Annotated in this window: 16 protein-coding genes; 7 read left to right on the top strand and 9 right to left on the bottom strand. The window is 43.1% G+C overall.

The window, feature by feature from the left end; all coding sequences use genetic code 11:
- Nucleotides 1-15: 15 nt before the first annotated feature.
- A complete protein-coding gene (locus V7K30_RS12010) occupies nucleotides 16-540 on the bottom strand; it encodes an SRPBCC family protein (protein ID WP_334999348.1) in 525 nt (174 codons plus the stop codon).
- Nucleotides 541-992: 452 nt separating this feature from the next.
- Here V7K30_RS12010 and hemF point away from each other — a divergent pair, with 452 nt between their 5' ends.
- Nucleotides 993-2030: an oxygen-dependent coproporphyrinogen oxidase gene (gene hemF / locus V7K30_RS12005; RefSeq protein WP_334999346.1), complete on the top strand. Its 1038-nt coding sequence runs from the start codon at nucleotides 993-995 to the stop codon at nucleotides 2028-2030.
- Between the two features lie 300 nt (nucleotides 2031-2330).
- On the top strand, nucleotides 2331-2699 hold the full coding sequence (locus V7K30_RS12000; protein WP_334999344.1) for an STAS domain-containing protein: 369 nt from the start codon (nucleotides 2331-2333) through the stop codon (nucleotides 2697-2699).
- A 77-nt stretch (nucleotides 2700-2776) separates the two neighbouring features.
- On the opposite strand, the gene V7K30_RS11995 is transcribed toward V7K30_RS12000, so the two are convergent.
- Nucleotides 2777-3382, bottom strand: a complete 606-nt coding sequence (locus V7K30_RS11995; RefSeq protein ID WP_334999342.1) for a chromophore lyase CpcT/CpeT — start codon at nucleotides 3380-3382, stop codon at nucleotides 2777-2779.
- A gap of 199 nt (nucleotides 3383-3581) precedes the next feature.
- Here V7K30_RS11995 and psb29 point away from each other — a divergent pair, with 199 nt between their 5' ends.
- Nucleotides 3582-4289 carry a photosystem II biogenesis protein Psp29 gene (gene psb29 / locus V7K30_RS11990; protein ID WP_334999340.1) on the top strand — a complete coding sequence of 236 codons (708 nt, stop codon included), beginning with the start codon at nucleotides 3582-3584 and terminating at the stop codon, nucleotides 4287-4289.
- A 147-nt stretch (nucleotides 4290-4436) separates the two neighbouring features.
- On the opposite strand, the gene V7K30_RS11985 is transcribed toward psb29, so the two are convergent.
- From V7K30_RS11985 to V7K30_RS11965, 5 genes are all read right to left on the bottom strand, one after another.
- Nucleotides 4437-4799, bottom strand: a complete 363-nt coding sequence (locus V7K30_RS11985) for a phage holin family protein (RefSeq protein ID WP_334999338.1) — start codon at nucleotides 4797-4799, stop codon at nucleotides 4437-4439.
- A 255-nt stretch (nucleotides 4800-5054) separates the two neighbouring features.
- A complete protein-coding gene (locus V7K30_RS11980; RefSeq protein ID WP_334999336.1) occupies nucleotides 5055-5735 on the bottom strand; it encodes an ExbD/TolR family protein in 681 nt (226 codons plus the stop codon).
- 41 nt (nucleotides 5736-5776) lie between these two features.
- The gene (locus V7K30_RS11975; RefSeq protein ID WP_334999334.1) at nucleotides 5777-6505 is read right to left on the bottom strand and encodes a MotA/TolQ/ExbB proton channel family protein; all 729 of its coding nucleotides are present in this window, start codon (nucleotides 6503-6505) and stop codon (nucleotides 5777-5779) included.
- Nucleotides 6506-6596: 91 nt separating this feature from the next.
- Nucleotides 6597-8141, bottom strand: coding sequence for a group II intron reverse transcriptase/maturase (locus V7K30_RS11970; protein WP_334999332.1), 1545 nt, complete (start codon nucleotides 8139-8141; stop codon nucleotides 6597-6599).
- Between the two features lie 730 nt (nucleotides 8142-8871).
- Nucleotides 8872-11067, bottom strand: a complete 2196-nt coding sequence (locus tag V7K30_RS11965) for an ATP-binding protein (protein WP_334999330.1) — start codon at nucleotides 11065-11067, stop codon at nucleotides 8872-8874.
- A 290-nt stretch (nucleotides 11068-11357) separates the two neighbouring features.
- On the opposite strand from V7K30_RS11965, the gene V7K30_RS11960 reads away from it, so the two are divergent.
- Nucleotides 11358-11672: a YkvA family protein gene (locus tag V7K30_RS11960; RefSeq protein WP_334999328.1), complete on the top strand. Its 315-nt coding sequence runs from the start codon at nucleotides 11358-11360 to the stop codon at nucleotides 11670-11672.
- Nucleotides 11673-11761: 89 nt separating this feature from the next.
- Here the strand turns inward: V7K30_RS11960 and V7K30_RS11955 are convergent, their stop codons facing one another.
- Both V7K30_RS11955 and V7K30_RS11950 read right to left on the bottom strand, forming a co-directional pair.
- Nucleotides 11762-12109 carry a GxxExxY protein gene (locus V7K30_RS11955; protein ID WP_334999327.1) on the bottom strand — a complete coding sequence of 116 codons (348 nt, stop codon included), beginning with the start codon at nucleotides 12107-12109 and terminating at the stop codon, nucleotides 11762-11764.
- A gap of 87 nt (nucleotides 12110-12196) precedes the next feature.
- A complete protein-coding gene (locus V7K30_RS11950) occupies nucleotides 12197-15403 on the bottom strand; it encodes a glycoside hydrolase family 15 protein (protein ID WP_334999326.1) in 3207 nt (1068 codons plus the stop codon).
- Between the two features lie 652 nt (nucleotides 15404-16055).
- Here V7K30_RS11950 and V7K30_RS11945 point away from each other — a divergent pair.
- The 3 genes from V7K30_RS11945 to V7K30_RS11935 are packed head-to-tail and all read left to right on the top strand — an operon-like array spanning nucleotide 16056 to nucleotide 24749.
- Nucleotides 16056-17741: a hypothetical protein gene (locus tag V7K30_RS11945; protein WP_334999324.1), complete on the top strand. Its 1686-nt coding sequence runs from the start codon at nucleotides 16056-16058 to the stop codon at nucleotides 17739-17741.
- A gap of 26 nt (nucleotides 17742-17767) precedes the next feature.
- A complete protein-coding gene (locus tag V7K30_RS11940) occupies nucleotides 17768-19081 on the top strand; it encodes a hypothetical protein (protein ID WP_334999322.1) in 1314 nt (437 codons plus the stop codon).
- Nucleotides 19074-24749: a DEAD/DEAH box helicase gene (locus V7K30_RS11935; protein WP_334999320.1), complete on the top strand. Its 5676-nt coding sequence runs from the start codon at nucleotides 19074-19076 to the stop codon at nucleotides 24747-24749. Before V7K30_RS11940 ends, V7K30_RS11935 begins: the two co-directional genes overlap by 8 nt.
- Nucleotides 24750-24849: the final 100 nt, after the last annotated feature.

The raw sequence follows: 24849 nt of genomic DNA, 5'->3' as shown, positions 1-24849 counted from the left end.
CCCAATCCTCATCACCTAAAAATCAAAACAACTGTCATTGAGGGATTTTTTCTTACCAGATACCGTTGGCAATGCTGTCTTTTCTACTGCCTCGACTAAAGACCGTGCTACGCGGTCTGCATAAGGACGGGATAAAGACCAAATCAAGGGCGATAACCAACCCCGTAGCGTTACAGAATAAGACAAACAAGTACCACAAACTGTTGACTCTACTTGATAAGTCACCCGTTCCTCTATCCCAGGAATCGCCAGCACTCGGATACTCAGCATCTCTCTATGATTGACGCGCTCCACGAAAATTCGGATGGGAATCGGCGAAAAGCGTGTTACAGCTTGAAAAATCAATCCTGGTTTGGGTACTAATCCGTAGGGCACGTTAGTACTCTTAAGTAGTGGATGCCAGGAAACATCTGTTAAGTCAGCGACTTTTTGCCACAGTTCATCTACAGAAGCAGAACTAATCTCTCGATACGTCCGCACCAGAGAAGCGCAAAACCGACGACGTTTGCGGTGGATGAATTTGGATAACCAACCTTGCATTTTCCTAATCCTCCTCCTCGCTGGACAGTTTCTAGTAACTCTGGTATGGTGGGCAACTACGCTCAGTTCCTAAATTAAAACTTTCTCAGAAATGCCCTAAACATCGCAAGCCTCGATTTGGCAAAGACGCCAATAGCCAACATAATAATATGGCAAAGAAGTTTTGAGCAGGCAAGTCTTACCCTTGATACTTCAAGGTTACGACTAAAATCTAGTGTTTATACCAGAATATTTCAATTAAAAATTAAAAAAAAACTCAGTCAATATACAACAAGCCTATACGCATTTGAGGGAAAATAAATCTAGTGATGCCCATCAATCGTATAAATGCTTAACCAGTAAGAAAAAGCAGGTTGGGCAAATAGAGCTTGATTGTCGGCGCGTGTTTCCCCCAAATTTTAAAATGAAAAATTTGTGGCTTTCTGGAAATTGTAATTTAGGTTCGGGAATCTATGTTGACCAACTCGCAAATACCAACTGTAGCAGCATCATCCAAATCTTTGCCAGCAACTGACGCTCAGACTAGGGTCAGTCAGTTTATGAAACAACTGCAAGACGAAATTACCGACTCATTGGCAAAACTAGATGGTGTGGGTAAGTTTCTCGAAGATAGTTGGGAACGCCCAGAAGGGGGTGGAGGGCGATCGCGCGTGCTGCGTGAAGGTGCAATATTTGAACAAGCAGGTGTAAATTTTTCTGAAGTTTGGGGTTCCCATTTGCCAGCCTCAATCTTAACCCAACGCCCGGAAGCAGCAGGGCATGGCTTTTATGCCACGGGCACTTCAATGGTATTACATCCTCACAATCCTTACGTGCCCACAGTTCATCTAAATTATCGCTACTTTGAAGCGGGACCAGTGTGGTGGTTTGGTGGTGGTATTGACTTGACACCTTTTTACCCCTTTGCTGAAGATGCGGCACATTTACACAAAACATTAAAACAGGCTTGTGACCAAAACCACCCAGACTATTACCCGGTGTTTAAGCGGTGGTGTGATGAATATTTTTACCTCAAGCATCGTGATGAAACACGGGGCGTAGGTGGTTTGTTTTTTGATTACCAAGATGGTCAGGGTGCTTTATATCGCGGGCCAAATCCCAATGGGGAAGCGGCTATTTATAGCAACCAGCTGGGAACACCAGCAACCCGCAATTGGGAAGATTTGTTTGCCTTTGTGCAAGACTGTGGTAGAGCATTTTTACCAGCTTACGTACCAATTGTAGAACGCCGACATGGGATAGAATATGGCGATCGCCAACGAAATTTTCAACTCTACCGCCGGGGACGATATGTAGAATTTAACTTGGTTTATGACCGAGGCACGATTTTTGGTCTGCAAACCAACGGACGCACTGAATCAATTCTCATGTCTCTACCACCCTTAGTACGCTGGGAATATGGCTATCAGCCGGAACCCAATTCTCCCGAAGCTGAGTTGTATGAAACCTTCCTTAAGCCTCAAGATTGGATCAATTGGACACCCAGTTAATAGTGCTGAGTTAGGAGTTGGGAGTTGGGAGTTGGGAGTTGGGAGTTGGGAGTTGGGAGTTGGGAGTTGGGAGTTAGGAGTTAGGAGTTAGGAGTTAGGAGTTAGGAGTTCTTCCCTATCTCCCCCACTCCCTCGTTTTAAATTGCTACTCAGTACTGTTTTAGTGAGTTAAACTACTAAAGTTAAGCACTTAGCAGAAAAAGGTGACAATTTTAGCTATAGCTTGTTAATGTCAAGTGACAGCATTACAAAATTCTGTAACTAGTTAATTTTAAGAAAAATGCCACGGGGAGGGCTTTAGTGATTCATATAGACCAAAAAACTTATACAAGCCAAGACGGAAACACCGTTATTGTGCTGACGCCAGCAGGTCGCCTAGATATTACCACTGCTTGGCAATTTCGCCTAAAGTTACAAGAGTGTATTTCTAAACTCAGCCGCCATGTAGTTGTAAATCTGGCTCAGGTAAATTTTATTGATAGTTCCGGTCTTACGTCTTTGGTAGCTGGAATGCGTGATGCTGATAAAGTCAAGGGCAGTTTCCGCATCTGTAATGTACACCCAGAAGCCAAACTCGTATTTGAAGTGACGATGATGGATACTGTCTTTGAAATCTTTGAAACAGAAGAGGAAGCTTTAGAAGGTGTACCTCGTAGCATTGCCAGCTAAAAAAGGAGTTAGGAGTTAAGGGTGAGGAGTGAGGAGTTAATTCAAAATTCATAACTCATGACTTATAACTCATAACTTTATTTTATTGAATACTGATTTCGCTTGGTGTAGCGATAAGGCCCCATAATCGCTCCCCAAGTTGCTTTTCCAGTTGCTGGATCGATTCCTTTGTCGTAGCTGTGAAATTCTGCCGCAGTCGCTTCAAATCCCAAGGAAACATCCACGGTATTGCCAAGATAAGTAAAGCTGCAACGAGTCTCTGGTAGTGGGGTAGCGGTGAAGTTATAGCGATCGCGGGCTAGTGTTTCCTGAGTTACTGTTAGGATACAACCTGGTAGTAAATCTAATTGTTCGGGTGTCAGTGTGTTCAGTAAAGCAGGGTTATGACCCGCGCCTCTTAATGCACCTGCATCTTGAGGCATATAGTATTGCACTTCCAGAGATGTATCAGAGTTGCTTCCCTGGCGCAACCGCATAATTCGCTGGCGGTAAGGTTTATCTAGGTTAAGAACGTTAGCCTGTTCGGCAAACAGGGTGATGCTATCTTCGGTGAACAGATTAATTGGTCTTTGCCACAGCCGGAGGTGGACATACCAAACTGGTTCTCCTATGGCTTGTTCCCGATTATCAAATTCACCAGCTAAATATTCACCTAAAGCAATTAACTGTGGCGAGAAGTTCATAAATGCGATAAACAAATCATTAAAAATATTTTTGGCTAGTTTTTTAGAGGAAAGGGTCTTATCCCCTGTGGTTACTAGCTTATAAAGTACTTCTGACTTGTTTATATTGTAAATGAAACTGTCACCAGTCAAAAGCTAAACTTGGCAAAGTAGCATTTAAGCGAGAAAATAAAGATCCGTCGCCCTTAACATTTTCTTTGTGAATAACGTCCGTACTGTCTCTGATACAAAACGAACTTTTTACAATCTTCACACCCGTCCGATTAACACTATTTATCGTCGGGTAGTGGAAGAATTGATGGTGGAAATGCATCTGCTATCAGTAAATATCGATTTTAGCTACAATCCAATTTATGCCTTGGGCGTCGTCACTACTTTTGACCGCTTCATGCAAGGCTATGAACCAGAACGAGATCAAGAATCAATTTTTAACGCCCTATGTCGGGCTATAGAACAAGATCCGCAACACTACCGACAAGATGCCGAAAGATTACAAGCTGTAGCTAAAGGTTTGCCAGTTAAAGATTTAATTGGGTGGCTAGGCCAAACTACTTACTTAGATCGAGATGCTGACTTGCAAGCACACCTGCAAGCGATCGCCAACAATCCTAACTTTAAATACAACCGTTTGTTTGCAATTGGTGTATTTTCGTTATTGGAACAGTCAGATCCCGAATTGGTCAAAGATGAAAAGCAACTCACTGAGGCGCTGAAAGCGATCGCTGCTGGCTTGCACCTCTCCAATGACAAACTCACCAAGGATTTGGAGCTATATCGTTCTAACCTAGACAAAATGGCGCAAGCACTGGTGGTGATGGCAGATATGCTCTCCGCCGATCGCAAAAAACGCGAACAACGTAAACAACAATCAACTACCCCAGTTGCTCCCCCAAGTTCTAACGAATAGTTAGGAGATGGGAGACGCGATTAATCGCGTCTGTACAGGAGTTAGAAATTAGAGTTAGGAGTTAGGAGTTAGGAGTTAAGAGTTATTAACAACTCATCACTCCTAACTCCTAACTATTGATTTTAGACTAACTCCTAACTTTTGATTTTAGACGCCCAATAATTTGTAGATTAAGCTGTTAATTATAGTCAGCGTAAATGCCCCAACAACAGCACTCCAAATCCCGTAACGCAAGCGAAAGCCCTCTACTGACCAAGCAGCAATACTAAAACAAACCACGGCAATCATAAATGTGAAAATGCCGGATAACAAGTCTAATGTGAGTAAATTTGGGACTGCAAAAACGAGGCTTAAAATCGGTCTGACTATTGCCGTCACGATACCAAGCACTGCGGCAGAAAGGAAGGCTTTACCTGGAGTGTCAATTTCAACTCCCAAAGGCAATTTGCTAATTATCAACAGGCTGATAGCTGTTACTACCCAAACAATTAAAAGCGTCACAATATTCATGCCACAATCCCTGAAACGTGAATGGCAATTGGTGATAAATTACTTTAGTTTATCGGTGGAAAAATGTTTAAAGTTCAACCAATTATCTATAAATTAGCAGGTTTTTTTATCTAGCCGAGATTTATTCTAGATGTCTTTAGGTTTGGGAAAAGGCTTGAAGGGGGAGTAAGAATTTGAGATTTTGGATTTTAGATTGAAATTTAATCCAAAATTTAAAATCCAAAATCCAAAATTGAATTGCCCAATGCCCCTATCTCATCTTTTAAGAGGAGGTTGGGTTTGTTTGGGTGCTACAGGCGCTTGAGATGCTGGTGGGTTGGAAATACCAGGATTGATAGGACTGATGCCTTGTCCAGTTGGAGGTTGACTTATGCTAGGAAAGGGTACGGAATTAGGTGCTAAGGGAAATTTAGGGTTAAGATTCCCTTCGGGATTGATGCCTGGAACTGGTGCTGCACCAGGATCGATTGGGAAAGAGGGGATATTAGGCTGGTTGAGTGAGTTTGTGGGTGGTTGAGATGGGCCAGGAATAATTCCCAAAGAAACGCGATCGCCCCCTACTTGCCGCAGCAAATCTAATGTTTCAATCACATCATTATAAGTTGCTGTTCGTGAAGCATTCAGCACAATAACAGCACTGGGATTTCCTTGGAGATACTGTTTTAACCTCGCTCCCAAATCCTCCCGTTTTACAGGCTGTTTTTCTATGTAAGTATTGCCAACGGCATCGATAGTTACAATCAGACTTCCACTCTGTGATGTTATTCCAGATACTGAACTGGCGCTGGCTTTGGGCAAATCAACATTTATTGCCTGTTGCCGTGTAAATTGTAAAGCCGCTAATAAAAAAAACGTCAGAATACAAAAAACGACATCAATTAAAGGGATGATTTGAATTTGAACTTCTTCAATTGGGGTGTGTAGATTAACTTTCATTTTCTCAATTTAAATGCCTGGTTTTGGGGTTGAATTATTGACTAATTAGGTGCATTTGGCGGTTCAGGAGGTTCAGGAAACCTAGTCTTTCCTGGCTTGCGGGGTGGAGTGAAATTTTCCCGCACAATTGCTGATGTACTATTACTAAAATCAGGTGGGGACTGGCGGTAGAGCAATTCCATCTCATTCCCGGCCTTCCGAAAAACTTTGATTTGGTTGACTACAAAACTTTGAAATAGGCGGTAAAATACCAAACTAATGATGGCAACTATTAGCCCAGTTGCCGTAGCAATTAGGGATTCACCAATACCAGTAGTTACCCCAGCTGTCGATTCAGTTCCCAAATCGCCAATCCGAATTGCTCGCAAAGCTTTGATCAAACCCAAAACTGTGCCCAACAATCCCAACAGGGGCGCTAGGGCAATTACGGCTTCTAAAAGCTTTTCACCTCGCCGCATTCCAGCCAATTCATCTTCTGCTGTAGCCTCCAGTGCTAATCGAAAGGTTTCTACATCAGTTTTTGGAAAACGTAAGGGGGCGTAGAGAAAACGTCCAGCAGGCTGATGGCTTGCTTGTCTTGCAATGTCCGCAGCTACTTGCCAATTATCTTGGGCAGCATCTAGGATGCGATCGACTATTTGCTTTTCCTGAGTCAAAATTCGTAACCAGAACCACAAACGCTCAAAAATCACACTTAAAGATAGAATCGACAGAACAAGCAGAGGCCACATCGCTGGCCCGCCCTTATAAAATAAATCTAAAATATCCACTGTTTGGTTGAGTCGATGGGGAGTATTGTCTCCCGCACCTCTCAGTTAGATCCGTGCGTACCCGTTTCCGTGTACACGGCTCCCGATGTTTTTAGCTTGCGCTTTTGCTCATGTGTTTGTAATCGTGGCAACTCTCATGAATTGCTTCAAGATTATTTTTCTTCCAGTTGGCGTGATTTCCATCGATGTGATGCAGGTGAACCCGTTCCTCATCGATGAACTTTAAGCCGCAGGAAGCACATCTATGGTTTTGCTTCTTAAGAGCTTTAGAGGTTTCGCCGTCGTAGAGCTTACTTTTGCGTTCGCTCCAGTAGGTTGTATCTCCGTCATAGGGGGATTTTACTCCTTTGACCATGACGTGTTTATTTTCGGAGTAGGGAACTGCTGGGAATGCTTTGTCTAGTAGTTTCTTGCTAGAGTAGCGGTTTTGCTTGGTTTCCTTGTTCAATACCGTGTAAGCTTTTGTTTCGATGTGGCATAGCGAGTTTCTCGACCCGTCCATCTTGCAGAACTTATGGTAATTTCTCCAACCTCTAACTACTGGGGCTAATTTCTCAGCCTTTGTGGTAGCACCATAATTCGAGTTGTTGACGATGTGTTTTACTTTCTTACGAAATGCTTTGAAGTTATCCACTGAGGGAGTGCTTCTAAATTTTCCGTTTTTCTGGATTTTAAAGTGCCAGCCGAGGAAATCAAACCCATCTGTCGCGGCGGTAACTTTGGTTTTCTTTTGGCTTACATTCATTCCGCGTTTGCGGAGGAACTCGCTGATTCTTTCAAGTATCTCTATCGCATCATTTTCGGGTCGAATTATAATAACCATATCGTCCGCGTATCGGACTGATGGCTCGGTGATTCTTCCTTGGTTGTCCTTGGATTGATAAATACTTTCTACCCCATTAAGTGCGATGTTCGCTAGTAGTGGGCTGACCACTCCCCCTTGAGGTGTACCCTGTTCGGGGAATTCTGGGTTAATTCCTGCCTTGAGGCATCGGTATATTCCGAGTTTTAAGCCTTTAGGGGCAATGAGTTCGTCCATTATTGCTGAGTGGTTAATCCTGTCGAAGCATTTTTCGATATCGAGTTCAATAACTCGCTTGTTTATTCCGTTGGCTTTGGAGTTTAGGTTGGTGAAAATATACCGTTGGGCATCATGGGCAGAGCGCCCAGTTCTAAACCCATAGCTCCTAGCGTGGAAAGTGGCTTCGTGTGCTGGTTCGAGTGCATATTTTGCGAGGCATTGCCAAGCTCTATCCGCGATGGTTGGTATTTTAAGCATTCTGGTTGTCCCGTCCTTTTTAGGGATGGGGATTTCCCGTAAACCCTGATGCTTCCAATTTCCACTATTCATTTTCAGTAGTTCTTCAAGGTTGAAGCGTTCCATGAATGAGAGGGATTTCTTCCCATCGATACCAGCCGTCTTTTTACCAGCGTTTAGCTGAGATACTTGTCTTATTGCAAGAAATCGAGCCGAGGTTGATTTGAGAATAAGCTTTTGGAGTGACCGCGCTTTCCGCTTATCTCCAACTTGAACAGCTTTAAATACGCGCTTTTGAAGGCGGAAAAGATTTCGGCGGAATTTCTTCCACGGTAGTGCTTTCCAAGATTCACTAGTATGTCTACTGTGTCTAATCATTTTCTCTTCTAGAGTTTGTATTTTCTGAACACCTCAGACCAATTACGGTCTGTCCTACCCGAATTGTGGGGATTCCTCCGCTCGTCTGGGCTACTTGGGGTTCGACTGCCCCTAGACCCACAACTCGTTTTTATTCGTTCCCTCGGAGAGATTGATGAGCCACTGCGTTGCGGGGGTTCCCCCCGTTGTAGCATGTGGCGTTGTTCCGTTAGATGTAGCCAATTCGACTACTGGATTCCCTGGACTCTTGCCGTTCTTTTAACCGCACACGGCGGGAATGGACTCCAGCGAAGTCAGGGATTTTTGTGTTGCGCCCTGCTTAAACATAAGTCGCTTTTCTAGGCTCTGTTTCATCATAGGAACTCCCTGTTAGCGCCAGTGTCAACCCGCAACGGTCGTCTGATTGCGCCCTGTTCCCAGCTTCACTCTACAAGAACCGAGCTTGTTCGGTGTGGGCAGATAAGGAGTCAATTCTGAGTCTGAATGGCAAGGCTTACACTTGCATCTGACCGAGAGTTCAGCCTTTAGTGACAGTAATCTGCTGTCGGGCTGGCTTAGTTATGTACGGACTGGTTACCGTGATTCACTAAGCAACGAATCGCACAAGTTTCCTCCCTTCATGAAATGTGGTAGAGCATTTTAATTCTAGAGATTAATGCAAAATGAGGGACTTCCAAAATATAAATTTCTCGAAAACCTAAAAAGACAGTGTAAGCATGGCGTATTTGACTTAGACTACTAGGCAAACTTGCTGCTGGGTAGGCAATTGAATGATCAACTCACTTCCTTCACCAAGAGTAGAAAAACATTCCAATTTGCCACCATGTTTTTCGGTGATAATTTGATAGCTGATTGCCATGCCCATACCTGTTCCTTTGCCTACAGGTTTGGTGGTGAAAAAAGGATTAAAGATACGGTTTTTCACCTGTTCCGGCATTCCCCCGGCATTATCTGCGATCGCAATTTCCACCCATTGCGAATTGCCCATTGAAGTGCGGATGCTAATCTGACTAGGATTTGCCTCTATTTCCTGAACGGTGCGATTGGCGTTTAATTCGTCTAAAGCATCGATCGCATTCACCAGAACATTCATTAAGACTTGATTGAGTTGTCCGGGATAGCATTCGACTTGGGGCAACTTGCCATAATCCCGAATCACTACAATTGCTGGGTGTTCTGGTTTGTCTTTCAGACGGTGTTGCAAAATCAACAGCGTACTTTCAATTCCTTCATGAAGGTCAACTGCTTTGAATTCTGCTTCATCTATCCGAGAAAAGTTCCGCAGTGATAGCACAATGTTCCGAATCCGGTCAGTCCCCATTTTCATCGAAGCTAGCATCTTGTGTAAATCCTCGATCAGGAATTCCAGATCGATTTCTTCAGCTAGCGCTTGTACCTCTGGATCATTGCTGGGATGACGTTGTTGGTAGAGATGGATCATCCTGAGCAAATCTTGAGTGTAGTCCTTCAGGTGGGTAATATTGCCGTGGATAAAGTTCACCGGGTTGTTGATTTCATGTGCCACACCTGCCACCAGTTGACCCAGACTAGACATCTTTTCACTTTGAACCATTTGTGCTTGAGTGTGCTGCAATTCGCTCAAGGTGGTTTTGAGTTCGGTGGTGCGTTCTTCCACCCTGTTTTCTAACTCTGCCTTACCGTTTTCTAAGGCTGTAAAAGATTCCCGCAATTGACCTGCCATGTGATTAAAGGAGTGGGCAAGTACACTGAGTTCCTGGATGTTGTTGATATCCAAGGTTTGGTCTAAATTGCCTGATGCCATTGCCTGACTTGCTCGGTTCATTTGCAGAATCGGCTGTGTAATCCAGTAGGAGGTTAAATAGCCTATGAGGGTTGCCACAGCCAAGGCTCCAAAACAGAGCAAAATGGTAGTGCGGGTGTTGGCGTTGATTTGTGCCATAAAAGTGTGTTCCGGCACACTAACCACTACTAGCCAATCCAGTCCATATTGGTCACGCCAGGGGGTGACATTGACAAAATTTGGTTCACCTTGCCAATTCAGTTGCAGTTTTTTGGATTCGGTGATGGACTCAAAGCCATTAAAGGTTTGCTGAATTTGTTTGGCAATAGACTGAACTGAATGATCAGAACTGTCAGTGGCTTTTATTCGTCGAATATTTTCCTTGACCAGGGTAAAAGGCTGCTGCGTGCTAGAGTTTGCTATCAGCATCCCATTCCGCTCTAAAATGAAAACTTGTCCAGAACGGCTGATATCCAAATGCCGGAGAAACTCACTCAGTTTCAACAGATGGATATCTGCGGCAACCATCCCCAGTAATCGATTCTGCGCGTCATAAATGGGGCGAGATGCGGAGGCAGCAATGTATGGATACTGATAATTGATAGTGACGATACGTGACCAGATAGGTCTTCCCGCTTTCACGGGTTCTGTGTACCAGGGTTCGTTGAAGTTGTTCCAATTCAAAGTAGCAATGACACTGGTACGATTGCCTTGGTTATCTGTGGCATAGGTGAACCAATTTTTCGGAGGTTTGGCACTCCAATCATCAATCGTGACGGTTTTGCCATCGTAACGAGCGGCTCCTGTGCCTTCACCTGTGGTCAGTCCGATGCCGATGTAGGTCAGGTCATAAGCCTGCATTTGTTTCCAGAAATACTTTGCCACAGTTTTGCGCGAACGCACATCTAATAACCCCATCTGAATGGCATCAGCATTAATCTGGATTACCTTATGGGGAATAGATAGATAAGAATTTAAATGTTGATCTACAATATTGCTAGTTCGATCCATCAACTGGTCTGCCAAGTCGTTGACGGCTTTCTGTCCATTCTTAAATGACAAATAACCCACTAAACCTACCGCTCCAAATATTTGTAAGACAAAGGGAATAATCAGAACCATCTGTAGTGGGATTTTAGATATGCCAAAGTGACGTTTCTTCATCGGTAGGTTCCATCCTGCATTGGTGCTTCGCCTTCTTAAAAGCAGATAAATTTACACTAAAGAGGCGAAACTTTAGATTTATATAGCTAGGATTCCCCTCTAAAATAGACAATCAACATCCATCCAATTTATTTGTTGTCAGGGAATTACTAGACTCTTGTGCAGAATCACAAAGTAGCTATTTGGTGACAGATTACGAGTAGCGTCTTCCAGACTAACTAGGGCGGTTATTCCCACCGGGAGTTTTTAGGATTATTTGTCAAAATTAAAGATAACTGGAGGTTCAAAATATGAAATTTTCAATCCAATCACTTTACACTTGGTATCGTAATGTGCTTCGTAACCCCAAGTACCGTTGGTGGGTAATTTTAGGAACATTGGTCTATTTGGTCAGCCCAATTGATGTTCTCCCAGATTTTATACCCGTTGTGGGACAGATTGATGATGTTTTCCTTTTGACCCTGCTAGTTAGTGAGGTGTCTGGACTGGTAATTGAAGGTTGGAAAGCTCGTAAGGGTGATGTGGGTACTGAAGTAGCTGATAGCACTGAAGGTTCTACTTCTACTGGAAGCACTATTGATGTTGATGCTGTTTCGGTTAAGTAGATTTTAAACGCAAAGGAACGCGGAGGGAAGCGCAGAGGTTCGTAGAGGAAGAGGAAGAGTTAGAGGTTGTTGGCTACGCGTTTGATACCTTATTTGAGGTGGAGGACGTTAAAGTTGAGGAGAAGACCTAGTTTGCAGTTTGCGAGTTTGAGATAGGTTAAGAGTTGAACGGAGTGAATCGGGTGGAAGGATTCTACAGATTTCATCTCTACAATTACTTGGTTTTCGACTATCAAATCTAATCGATAAACACATTCCAATTGCACATCTTGATAAACCAAGGGCAATGGAATCTGCTTACCAACATTCAACCCGGCTTCCTTCAACTCATAATCCAAGCACACCTCATAAGCCGACTCCAACAAACCAGGCCCCAAAGCAGTATGCACCCTCGTCGCACAACCAATAATCACCCCACTCAACTCATTCTCTCTCATCCTCTGCGCTCCTCTGCGTTTCCCTTTGCGCGACGGCAGTCGCTACAAACTCCTCCACCCCCGCAACCCGCTGCCTCCCCTTTGCGTTTAAAAATCTTTCACAAACTCCGTCAAGAACCGGAAAGCCTTCAAAATATAACTAGCACAATCGCTAGGAGAAGTATTGTAAAACGATCGCCACGCACTCCCCTTATCCTCATCATAGCGATCGCTGCGTTGACTATGGTTTTCTAGCCACGCCAATCGCACTGCATGACCAATTAACACATCCAACACAATATATTCTTCGATTTGCAGGTTGGGATTATTAGCTGCGATCGCTCCTAATTCTATTAATGCTTCAATATTAACTTGGCGGTATTCTGGAGCTTCGATTTTATTCAACAGATGCTCGACTAACAGAGCAAAATTTCTTTCCCCCGCTGTCATTTCCGACAGCATTATCTCACTATCTAAACGATTGCGGCGCTCTAGTTTATCCCCAATTACTAGACCCTTGCAATGTCGCATTAATAGCCAAACTTGCTTAAAAAATTCTTTTGGTACGCGCCCCGTCGCACCCTCGGCTTGGCGAAACCGCCGCCAACCACCCGGCGGGACTTCTATTTCTTCGGCGATTCCTGGTAACACCACCCAAGCAATATCACTTTCTTTTTGCTTGACGTGCATTGATTCTTGCTGGCGCAACAGGTTACTCATGCCAGTATATCCAGTTAATACCTGACGCAAGCGCATTTTCACTTCAAAGGGTGAAAGTTGCATTAAATAATCGTATGCTTCATCTTGAGTGACATGCAATTCCCGCGCTAGTTCGCTGGTTATCAATAGGATGAGATAGCCGACTCTCAGCGTTAGTAGTCCCTGGAATAATTCCGGTTCCGAGTGAATTAAGATACCAAGATAGATTAAAATCTCTTGGGTAAGGACGCGATCGCGGATATCCTCACGACAAAAATGATTAATTTTATCGGCAATTTCATCGTGGGGCATGGGTACGGTAATCAAGGACGCCTCACTGTAAGCTTTACCCACAGCAATTTGCTTACCCCTTACCAAAATACTCGTCACTGCATCTGATAGGCTAATATCAACCATTTGGCGTAACCCCGCAGCCCGACGCACTACTGCCCAAATGCCTAAATCTCCAGCTTTGGTGTAAACTTCATCGAGTAAATCAGCCACGGTGACAGGATATCCTGGGCCGCCATACCCCGTATCAAATTCCATTCCCTGCAAGCGAGTTAAAGTTTGCAATAACTCAATTTGCTCGTAGATATTCTCTGATGAGCCTAAGTAAGAAAGTAATAACCCAAAGTTGGTTTCGCACTCCATTTGAAACTCTTGGGTATTTCCTAAGCGCCAGTTTTTCTCAGGATGATCAGCCAAATAATAGCAACGTGGCCTAGCATTTTTCACTGGCGATAGTGAAAATTCCGCATTTTGGAGAAAATCAATTCTTTGGATTCCAGCTGTTAGCATTAACTGATTTAGCCGCCCCAATTTCACCCGCACACCGTTACAAACACCATCTTTCAGTTCTTGCATCAGTTCTAGTAATGCTTCAGAACCGATTTCTAACATGGTGTGCGTCAACATTAAAGTCAAAGTCGGACGCCCTAAATCGTTCCAATATTTTTGAATGTAAGCCAGTTCGCTTCTAATTTGATCTAGCAGAAAATGGTAATCGAGGGTTAGGTAAAACTGTTGAGAGTCTGAAAATGAAGGTAAAAATACAATTGTTTCGCCACGAATCCGAAAGATTCTAGATGTTGTTAAACTCCGCAACCGCCGCACTGGCCGCCCAGTTAAACCAAGTTTGTCGTTACGTCCAATTTGGGTATAAATAGCTGAAAATTCTCCAGCTTTTCTCACCTGAATCGGTTCTACTTGGGTAGGCGTTTGTGTTTCAATTCCGTGAACTTCTAGTTTCGTCTGTAAATCTTCATCTTCTGCTAATAAAGCAATTTGTACCAATGCCTCGCGCTGTTTTCCCACACACAAATGTCTTCCCAAAGGGTCGATATCACCAACCGCCAGTAACCCTTCACTCAACATTTCACTGAGAATATATAAACTTTGCGCCCACACCAAAGGAATATTTTCATTGGGTAAACGTGGTTGCGTTTGGGGTGCTAACTTTTCTGCTTCTATGCTTTCGGCTGGAACATAATAAAGTTCTGGCAATAAACGCAAACCATCTTGTTCTATGAGTAATGATTCTAAAAGCTCTTGGTATTTTTTAACTTGTTCTGGCTCGCCGCGAAATAATCCATCTAGAACTAAATAAGTGAAAAATAATGGCCATTCGCATTCAATATGCTCAAATTGCTTGAGTTCTAACGGTTCGTAGTGCAAGCGTTGATTATCTTCTAAAACCGTTTGGTGTCCATCACGCAGAAAGCGTTTGCAGCCGTATTTACCTGCGAGTTTATTGATAATATCGTTTAAAGTGCGATCGCGTAACTCCAAATCTTCTACTGCAAAGGCAGGATAACTAATAATACTTAACAGCGCCGCATCAATTTCTTTGGAACCAGATTCTCTCGGTAATAAGGATTCTAAAGTAATCCGGGCGCGGGCGATTTCATCTGGTAGCACATGAATCACCGATGCTTGACTACCACGCACACCAAACAAATCCAGTCCGTTGATAGCTTCTAAAGCAGCTTTTGCCATGCCTACAGAACTGGCATTTAACTCAGCACTACCCCGATTAATTTTATTCCCACGTTCCCAAATGCCATAATCTGGTGTGCGGTAAGCTCGTCCAATGTAATAAACCAAATTTTGGACGAAATTTACTTCATCAATGGTATAAATTATTTGCAATCCTGCTGCCGTCATTTGCCCCAACATCAGCAAAAATATAGATGTGGCATCAAGTTGCAAATGTCCCCATTCATCATCACCAACAACAATATCACCAGTCGCGGTATTATATTTTGCGTGTAGTCCATCTAGTAGCGACTGAGTATGTTTAAATGTCTCTACTTTATGAGCCTGTCGCATCATTGCAAAGAGTAACCCGCGCATCAGTTTGATGACACTGTGTTCTAGTTCATAGGTGCGTCCTTTGTCGTCGTCAATCTTGCGGTATGCAAGTCCTAAACCCCAAACTGCCAAAATGCTGTAAACGTTATCTCGTACCCAGGCATCAGTATAATCGCCGTGGGCTGTAATCGCTGTACTCGCAGGTAGTAAACCAGTAATTGGATTTTGACGAGTCAGGATGATCGTTTTAATTTGCTGGTAGTAATAGTCTAGGCGAACTAGCAATTGGGTGGATGTTTTCATGATTTGGTTCAGAACTACTTGCAGAATTCCACCCTATGACTGTGAAGTGAATTACCTAAACCAAGCCAGAACAAATCGGCGATGGGATAACAGCCAAGGGTAGTGTGAGTTTATTATTATCTCGTGTTAATCGGTTTCTGGGCACTTAATTTTAGCGATCGCAAACTAAAATATGATATTTGTTCAAATATTTAAAAATACATGTAATATTTTATACTTTATGTCCCAGTTTTTTAAGGCATAACGAATTCTTTTTGTTGATAATTTACGTTATATAAATGAGTACTAAGTTCCGTTTAATTACGTATGCATTAGCAACTATTAATGAGTACTAAGTCACGTTTAATTACGTATGCATTAGTAGCTATTGTTGCTTTATGATCAGTTCTAAGTTGGAAATAAAATATTTGAGTGGTGAACCAAATAGCAAGCCCTCATTGGTGATTATCTGTGTTATTAAACATTATCTCCAATTAAATTTTTAACTGCCTATTTACCTTATAAAAAATATCACCAATTACGGTGATTTAACAAGCGATGTCTACGACAGGCTGTGACGCTCGTTCGCCTTCGCGTCTCCCTTTGGGACTCGCTCTAAGCGAAGCCATGCCGAAGGCTTTACGCTGCGCTATCGGTGACGCACTAAACTATAATGGCGAATTATACAGATTGGAATCAGGCTTTAATTGATTATTTTATCAGTGGTACACCACACGGAACAAAAATTTATTTGAGCGTTGATGAAGATGTAATAGAACGTATTGGTTATAATTCTGAGAAGTTATCTACAAATGTTATTTGGGTTAATGACTTCTGCATAGCAGTTAGAAGAAAAGTCATCTTTGAGGGACAGGTTAATTTGCAGCATTTAAAAGGGCGTGATTCGCAAGGATTACCCAAAGGAGTTGCTTTTTTATGTGCCACCATTTTAGCCGCTTCACAAATGGCTCAAGAAGAAAAAACATCAGAAACTAATTATTTCAAACGTTTACGAGAGATTTTAGCCTTGGATGGTTTTACTCGTCCATTGGGGATGAAATTTGGTAATGAAGCCGAAGAACCCCTTTGGCGAGAGTGGAATCGTTGGCTAATGGAAGATAGATTTTTACCTTCAGCACAACGAGGTGGTGGTGCAGCTACCTATATTAATTATCCGATTTCTCAATCCTTATTGCGCCGCACTGATAAAGACAGATTGCGAAAACTATTCCAAGAAAAGCAATGGCAAGCCGAATGGGATGCTCAAACTTTATTTGCTCACGTTCGACGAGAAGCAGGGGCATTTGGCATCCATTTAAAAGATTTACTGACGGAAAACAAGCAACGCCATGAGGCGATTATGGAAGCTTTGCATCAAGTTTATGAACAGTGGAAAGCTCAAGGATGTCCTACGGCAGATAAGAATAATTATTGCACTTGGAGTCGTCATCTTTTCTGCGGTTTATATCGCACTGAAGAGCCATTTTTAGGACAGGTAGATTATTATCTTTACCCCAAGCAGCAACGAGGACGCAGCCTAGAATCAGTAGAAGTGAAACAGGGAGATAATCTTCACCTATTAAGAGAAGAACGTCCTGGCTGGTATTTTCCTTTAGAGTATTCAGTCAGTCAGAAGGAGTTAGATAACGGTGCTAAATACCAAATTAGTTCACCAAATGATCTAGATTACCTAATTTTACCTGCTCGTGACTTTTGGATACTAATCCCCGATGCCGAAAATCCTGATTCTGGGGCTTATGCTTCTTGGCAAGCCCCATCATTAGGTACTGAGTTTATTCTCCTATGTAAACAAGAATTGCTTAGTGATATTGAACGCCTGCGAGATGAGCATTTACTAAAGTCGAGTTGTACACCTCAGCCGATATTTAATAATTCTGGATGGGTAGAACTTCAACAGTGCATGGTTGTTTCTCAAGCTTGGGATGGAGTCTTCATCAAAAATCAAGCTCTTAAGGATGCTTTGCAACCAAGTGTTAAATTATTAATCAGTTTCTCTGGCGGCTTGCGCGTACCTAAAATTGGTGCTTGGCTTATGAATCATGGCCCACAAATTACTATTTTTGGTTTCTATTCAACCGCAGAATTAAAAGTAACTCGATTATCAGATAATCAGATAATTCTGGAGAGTTCACAAAGTACAAATACTTCTATAAGGCTTGATTTTTCCGATCCTGGCCATTACCTAATTGAGGCGACTTTTGCAGGTGAATTGAGTCAACGTTTAGTCAAAATTGTAGATTGGGATGAGCTTGCCATAGAAAAATATGTGCATCCTGAAGTGATGGCAATTAATTCTGAATATCATATTTTTGGCAGTGTAATTGGGCAAATTTTTTAAGCTGTTTAGAGTCATTAGGGTGTATCATGCCACAAGTCCAAAGATGGTATAAAGGATTTTCTTATCGGGGAAATCCACAAGACCTGATAAACAAAATTTCCGAACAAGTAAAACGTCAAAATCTTAGTAAACTCATACCACTTTTGCGAGTGGAAAAGGGAGCTAAATCTCGGAAAGAGTTTTGTTTCTTTCTCGCAATTGAAAGTTGCCAAGTAGGTGAATTACCTATAGAATTAGAAACAAGTCTGCTGAAATTATCATTTTTTCAGCGCCCAATCACAGGGAATCGCGGCTTCACTTATGAACAGATAAAATCTATGGTTGGTGTAGCCCATGATGTTTATGATTATACCAGCCTTATTCCTTACCAACCTAGAGAAAATATCACTGCTGACAACCCATTTGAACTGACAGAATTACACTCTATTAATCATTTTGATGCTGATTGGGTGAAACCTTCCCAAAATAGCGATCGCTTCTTATACTGGTTATCAACCCTCGGCAATGGTAGCTGGGAATCCTTTAAAAAAAGCTGCAATGCACTCCAGCTTCAGGAACCTAAACGCATCTTACGAAGGTTGCGCTTATTAGGACATCTTGAGTCTTCACTAGACGGTTCCAAATGGTCAGCGGCTCCTTCAACTATTGTTAAAATTAACTCGCATACTTCCGAATTTATACTGTGTGGTCAACGCAGTATAAGCTTACTCAGACAATTAAAAGAATCTGGAATTGTAGCATCTATTACTCACCAACCCAGAGGAGAAGCACCACCCTGCATTCAATTGGTGGTCAATAACCCTGATGCGATCGCAAATAATTTTCCCATCATCAACGCGGGTGAAGCATCCAAGCAACTTGCCCAAATTCTACCTGATATCGCTACTTGGCAGCAAAGTCTCAGGAATATGCCGGGAATTGTACCGAGTCAGTGGGAATGGCAGCACTTTGACGGTGAGGATTTTGAAATCTGCGGTATTCCTCACGAAACAGGGATGTATCAGATGTCTGATGAGAAGCGAAACCTTCGCTACACCCTTTTTTACAACCAAAACACTAACACTTGGCATCAAGGCGATTGGTATGGTTTGCGCTTTTTAGCTTTGCATCATCATGGTGCATCTTGCCAAGCTGATTACAATGTTGCTACAAAGTGTTTGGCAATACCAGTCAAGCAGCGCTGGCCTGAAATATATGAACGTGCTTTAGTGCTGGCATCTGGACAATTACCAACATATCAGGGTAACTGGTTACTGTATCAAAACGTCGGTGGGGAAGTTGCCTATCAGTTGAGTCAAAAGCTGAATGTTAAATACGAAGAGGCATTAATCTGTGCATGACGTAGTTGGAGCGTATCAACGACTTAACCATATCTATCAGCTGTATATTAAAAGTGCCTTTCCATTACGTTATCGCTCTTTAGCCGCAGAACGCGATCGCCTTTTACAAAAACCAGGTATTTTAAGTCAGCCGCCTTTAATTGAACCAGTTCCCATTTATCCCTCATCGGGGAGAGACTTGCAAACTGCTGTCAAACAACTGCCTGCAAAATACCATGACTTGGCACAACTGGGAAAAATGCTGTTTGAGAATGGCATCGAACTTTATCAACACCAGTGGGAAAGTTTAGAGTCAGTCTTAATCAACCAAAAAGATTTAGTTGTTACCACTGGCACAGGTTCCGGTAAAACTGAGTGCTTTTTATTGCCACTACTCGCCCATTTAGCATGGGAATCCAGCACTTGGTCAGCAAGTCCGTCTCCACCGATTAATCATTGCTGGTGGGATGAAAAAGGCGATCGCATCTCTCAATGGAAACACGTAACTCGCCCCAAAGCCATGCGAGGTTTGATACTTTATCCCCTCAACGCTTTGGTAGAAGACCAATTGAGACGACTGAGAAAAGCCCTAGAAGCGCCAGAAGTACACCATTGGCTAGATAGAGAACGCGGCACAAACCGCATCACCTTTGGACGTTACACTGGACAAACTCCGATTCCGGGTGAACCAACACCTGATAAAATTAAACGACTGCGAAACGAATTAGATGAGTGTGCCAAGCAGCAACAAAATTTACTTCAGGCGAATTTATCTTTAAATCCCGATTTACCTTACTACTTTCCCCGACTTGATGGTGGGGAAATGTGGTCACGTTGGGATATGCAAGATACTCCACCAGATATTCTAATTACTAACTACTCGATGCTCAACATTATGATGATGCGGAGCATTGAAAACGATATTTTTGATATAACTCGTGACTGGCTGGCAGAACCAAATCATCCAGAACGGCAATTTTTCCTGATTATTGACGAACTACACGCCTATCGTGGCACTCCAGGAACGGAAGTTGCTTATATTTTACGCTTGCTTTTTTCTCGGCTGGGTTTAACACCAGATTCGCCAAAGCTGCGGATAATTACGACTACAGCAAGTTTGGAAGATAACCCAGAAGGCAGAAAATTCCTCCGCGAATTTTTTGGACGTGATGACAAACAGTTTGCTTTCATCACTGGACAGCAACAACAGCCAAAAGTAAATGCTAGAAAATCTTTGGTAAATTACCAAAATGCTTTTGCTGATTTTGCTAAATCTGTACAATCAGATCCGTTGCAATCAATGGCACAACCTGATATAAATAATCAGAATGTAGAAAACGCTAGATTAACTTTAGCTAACCAGTTGGGTTATTCAGCATCATCAGGAACAAGTGCAGAAAAACTTGGTGAGGCTTTAGCGACTGTAGATGCTGGTGAAGCTTTGCGGGATGCTTGTCAAGCGGTCAATGGGAGTGTTCGCGCTACAAATATCAAAGATTTAGAACAGCAGCTTTTCCCAAATTTGCAGAGTGCGACAAATTTTGTTTCTGACTCCATGCGGGGACTGCTGTTAGCACTGGGGATGTCGAAATTGGCTAATGGGCGATCGCCCCAACCTGTGCGCGGACATCTATTTTTCCACAACTTGCAAAGCCTATGGGCTTGCTGTAACCTAAGTTGTACCCAAGTTGAAGTTGATCAAATTCAGCGACAAACCGATCCACCGACGATTGGTGCTATCCATGCTAACCATCGCCTCAGCTGCGGTTGTGGTTCCCGCGTTCTCGATTTAATTGTCTGCGAAGTCTGTGGCGATGTCTTTTTGGGAGGATACAAAAGTACTCGCAAGCTAAGTAACATTACAGTAGATATCCTCACGCCAGATCAGCCGAACTTAGAAGGTATACCCGATTTGGTTGTGATGAATCAACGTTACAGCAACTATCGGGTATTTTGGCCATTACCGGGAGAAACACCAGCGTGGACTACACAACCTCAAGTTCTAGAATGGACTGCTGACAAAATAAAACGCCAGTGGGTGAAAGCAAAGTTAGACAAACAAACAGGCGTACTGTTCCAGAATGCAACACCACCGAAACCTGATGAGATTCCAGGGTGGCTTTATCAGGTAAAGGGAGATGATTTAGATCAGCCAGCACTACCAACAAAGTGTCCTCGTTGTGATGCAGACTACGGTAGAAGAGAGAAATTCCCGACTCCTTTACGTATCCACCGCACCGGCTTTCAAAAGGCTTGTCAAGTTATTGCGAGTGGACTGTTACGAGAAATGCCAGCACCTTCTCAAAAAGGGTTAGGTAGTTCTCGCAAGTTGGTAATATTTTCTGATAGTCGCCAAGATGCAGCTAAACTGGCTGCGGGAATGGAACTCGACCATTACCGCGATATGGTGCGTCTACTGCTGATCCAGTCATTTTATCAATATTGGGATGATCTTATAGCCTTTTTGCATATTACTGCTGCAAATAACCCAGCTAGTCTCGCTAAATTGCAGACTTTAAACGCTAATCTTTATAATGCTGTTGTCCAAGCAGCAGATGATATTACTCGGCGCGATCGCTTTGCTAATGCTAATCCTACCTTAGTTACAGAGGCGCTTTTCTGGGTGATGGGTTTACCCGCGAGTAATCAACAGGTGAGTAGTGCATGGCTTGGTTTACTGGAACGCTACCCCGAACGCATTCCTTTATTGGAATTACGGCAAAAAGTTAGAGATGCTTTATTAGAGTGTGGGATTTGTCCCGGCGGTTCGAGTTTTCGCGCCTTGAATTACTGGGTTGGACAAAATCAAGGTCAGCAAAAACATCCTTGGTTTGAATGCTACAACTGGTCTGGTAATTCGGTGACAAGGATTTTTCCAGCTACACAAACCCAGACTGACCATACTACCCAACTGGAAGATATGCTGACTGCTGAACTGATGAATCCATTGTTTGATAACATGGTACGCACAATGGAGGGTTTCGGGCAAGGGTGGGTCAGCTATCAACCGCCAAAAAATACACCACTTAAAATAATTCAAGCAACTGATGCAGTCATCAGACAATTGGGCATCCGTCGCCGACACCAGTATTCTAAGTTTTTTTATCCTGGAACAGATCACAACTTACCCGGCTTTGCCCAAAAGTATATTGAGTCTACAGGTTTAAAACCTCAAGATATACAACAACAATTACTCCAGTCACAAGCTGGAATTTCTGCTAGTGGGAGTTTGGCACTAGATCCAAATAAACTTTATTTAATGTTACCGTCGAATCATTTGGGGTATCGATGCGATCGCTGCAATGCTTTTTATCTGCATCCTGCTGCTGGCTTATGTCCTGAATGTAATAGCCGTACTAGCACCAACAAAAATCCTCAGCAACTCACCGCCGGAACACCCACGGGAGACTTCGATTATTATACTTATCTCTCTTCAGAAAAATCAGGTCAGCCTTTCCGCATGAACGCCGCCGAGTTAACCGGACAAACTGACAGAGATCAACGTACTAAGCGCCAACGCTGGTTTCAAGACATTTTTATCAATGATGAAATTGCCCGTGTCCAAGGTATTGATCTTTTAAGCGTCACAACTACAATGGAAGCGGGTGTTGATATCGGTGCGCTGTTGGCAGTGATGATGGCAAATATGCCACCCCGTCGCTTCAACTATCAACAGCGAGTTGGTCGCGCTGGTAGACGTTCGGCTGGAGTCGCCTTAGCTGTGACTTTCTGTCGTGGTAGAAGCCACGATGATTTTTACTTCCAACGCCCGGAAAGCATCACAGGCGACCCGCCACCGCCGCCTTATGTCGATATGACAAGCGTTCCCATTTTTGAGCGTGTTCTCATTAAGGAAGTCTTGCGGCAAGCCTTTGCAGAGACAAATTTTAGTGGAGGTAGCGATAATGTACACGGTGAGTTTGGGAATGTAGCTGACTGGAATAATTACCAACCGGATATTCAAGATTGGCTGCGCGATCGCCAGAATGAGCCAGCTATAATCACAGTATTAGATAGCTTGCGAGTGCAGACAGCCTTAGCGAATGCCAGCAATGCTCAGATGTTGAGCTTTCTTCGCTATGATTTAATTCCAGAAATTCAAACAATTGTAGAAGACAAGACCTACACCCAAGATCAATTAAGTGAACGTCTGGCAAATGCTGGGTTATTGCCGATGTTTGGCTTTCCGACGCGAGTGCGATCGCTTTATACCCGTTTTCCTGCACGCGCCAACCAATGGCCACCAACGGAGGGAGTAGTTGATCGCAATCTAGATATTGCCCTCAGCCAGTTTGCCCCTCGTTCCCAAACTGTCAAAGATAAAGCTGTGCATACAGCCTGTGGTGTAGTTGAGTTATATCCCCAAGGTAAGAATATAGAATCTAAACCAGGACTTGTGCCAGCACTCACTGAAGAGAACAAATCTTTAGGACTTTGTGGGAACTGTCAAGCGGTGATCTATCCATATAAATTGTTAAATAAACCACATCCAGGATATCAGGAACCGCCAAAAGATATCTGTCCAGTCTGCGGGGTGGATGCTTTGCGTTGTCTAGATGCTAGAGAACCCAAGGGATTTTTTACCAACTTGCAACCCGAAGACTTTGATGGACAATTTGAGTGGCAACCAAACGCAACCAGACCATCTTTAAGTGTAAATGCTCAGGTAGGCAATATCCAGCGTACTCTTAACGCCTCCGTCTCTGCATTTAATGACCACATTATTTCTGTGAATGACAACGGCGGTAATGGTGGATTTGACTTTCAAAATGCCTTAATTTATGGTAAGCCCAAACCCGGAGCTTATGCAGTTTCTTCAGATAAGAATGGCCCAGTAACTACTTCTGGTACTGCCTATCGGGTGGCGTTGTTATCTCGGCGAAAAACGGATATTTTGTTGGTCAATATTGAAGAATGGCCTACTGGTATTTTTGCAGATCCAACCACAGTTATCGGGCGTGCTGCTTGGTATTCCTTTGCTTTTTGGTTGCGGGTAGCAGCCGCCACCCAATTAGATGTGGATGCAATGGAGTTGCAAGCAGGATTCCGATCGCTAGAGCAAAATGAATCTGTGATCGGACAGGCTTTTTTATGCGATCATCTAGAAAATGGGGCAGGATATTGTCGGTTTCTAGAAAAGCCAAAAGAATTTAAAAAATTGATGGATTTGGCGAATCCCAATATTCTTAGTAGCATTGCCAGCAAGTGGATAAATCAGCCACATGGAAACGTTTGTGATACATCATGCAACTTATGTTTGCGAGATTATCAAAACCTTGCTTATCACGGGTTATTAGATTGGCGATTGGCTTTAGATATGGCGCAGTTGGTATTATCAGCCTCATCTACAATTGATCTCAACTCTCCTTGGGGCAGTATTCCAAATCCTTGGAGTCAACTATATCAAGGTATAAATGCACCAATTACCGCTACCCTTCAACGGCTTGGTTACGGCTTACCAACTCAGTTTGGAACTCTCACTGGCTACGTACACCAAAATCCAAAGCGTCAGACAATCTTGATTTTACGCCATCCTCTGTGGCAAGATGACCATCCTGAGTGGATTGCATCGGAAGCGATGCCTTCGGCGAGCTTCGCTAACGCCAAAGCTCAAACACCTTACTGCAACTATGAAGTCAAACCTGCCAACCCATTTCTGATTCTCCGTCGTCCAGGTGACTATGCATAAAGTTGCTTGATACCAAAAATTATTTATTGATGTTGTAAATATTTTAACTCTGTAAAGTTTGCGAGTAAATTTGTTGATTGGCTTGACATAGCTTGTAGCA

It is taken from the genome of Nostoc sp. (genome assembly GCF_036917655.1).
In the GTDB taxonomy this organism is placed as follows: Bacteria; Cyanobacteriota; Cyanobacteriia; order Cyanobacteriales; family Nostocaceae; genus Nostoc.
This window is presented reverse-complemented; position numbering and strand designations above follow the sequence as displayed.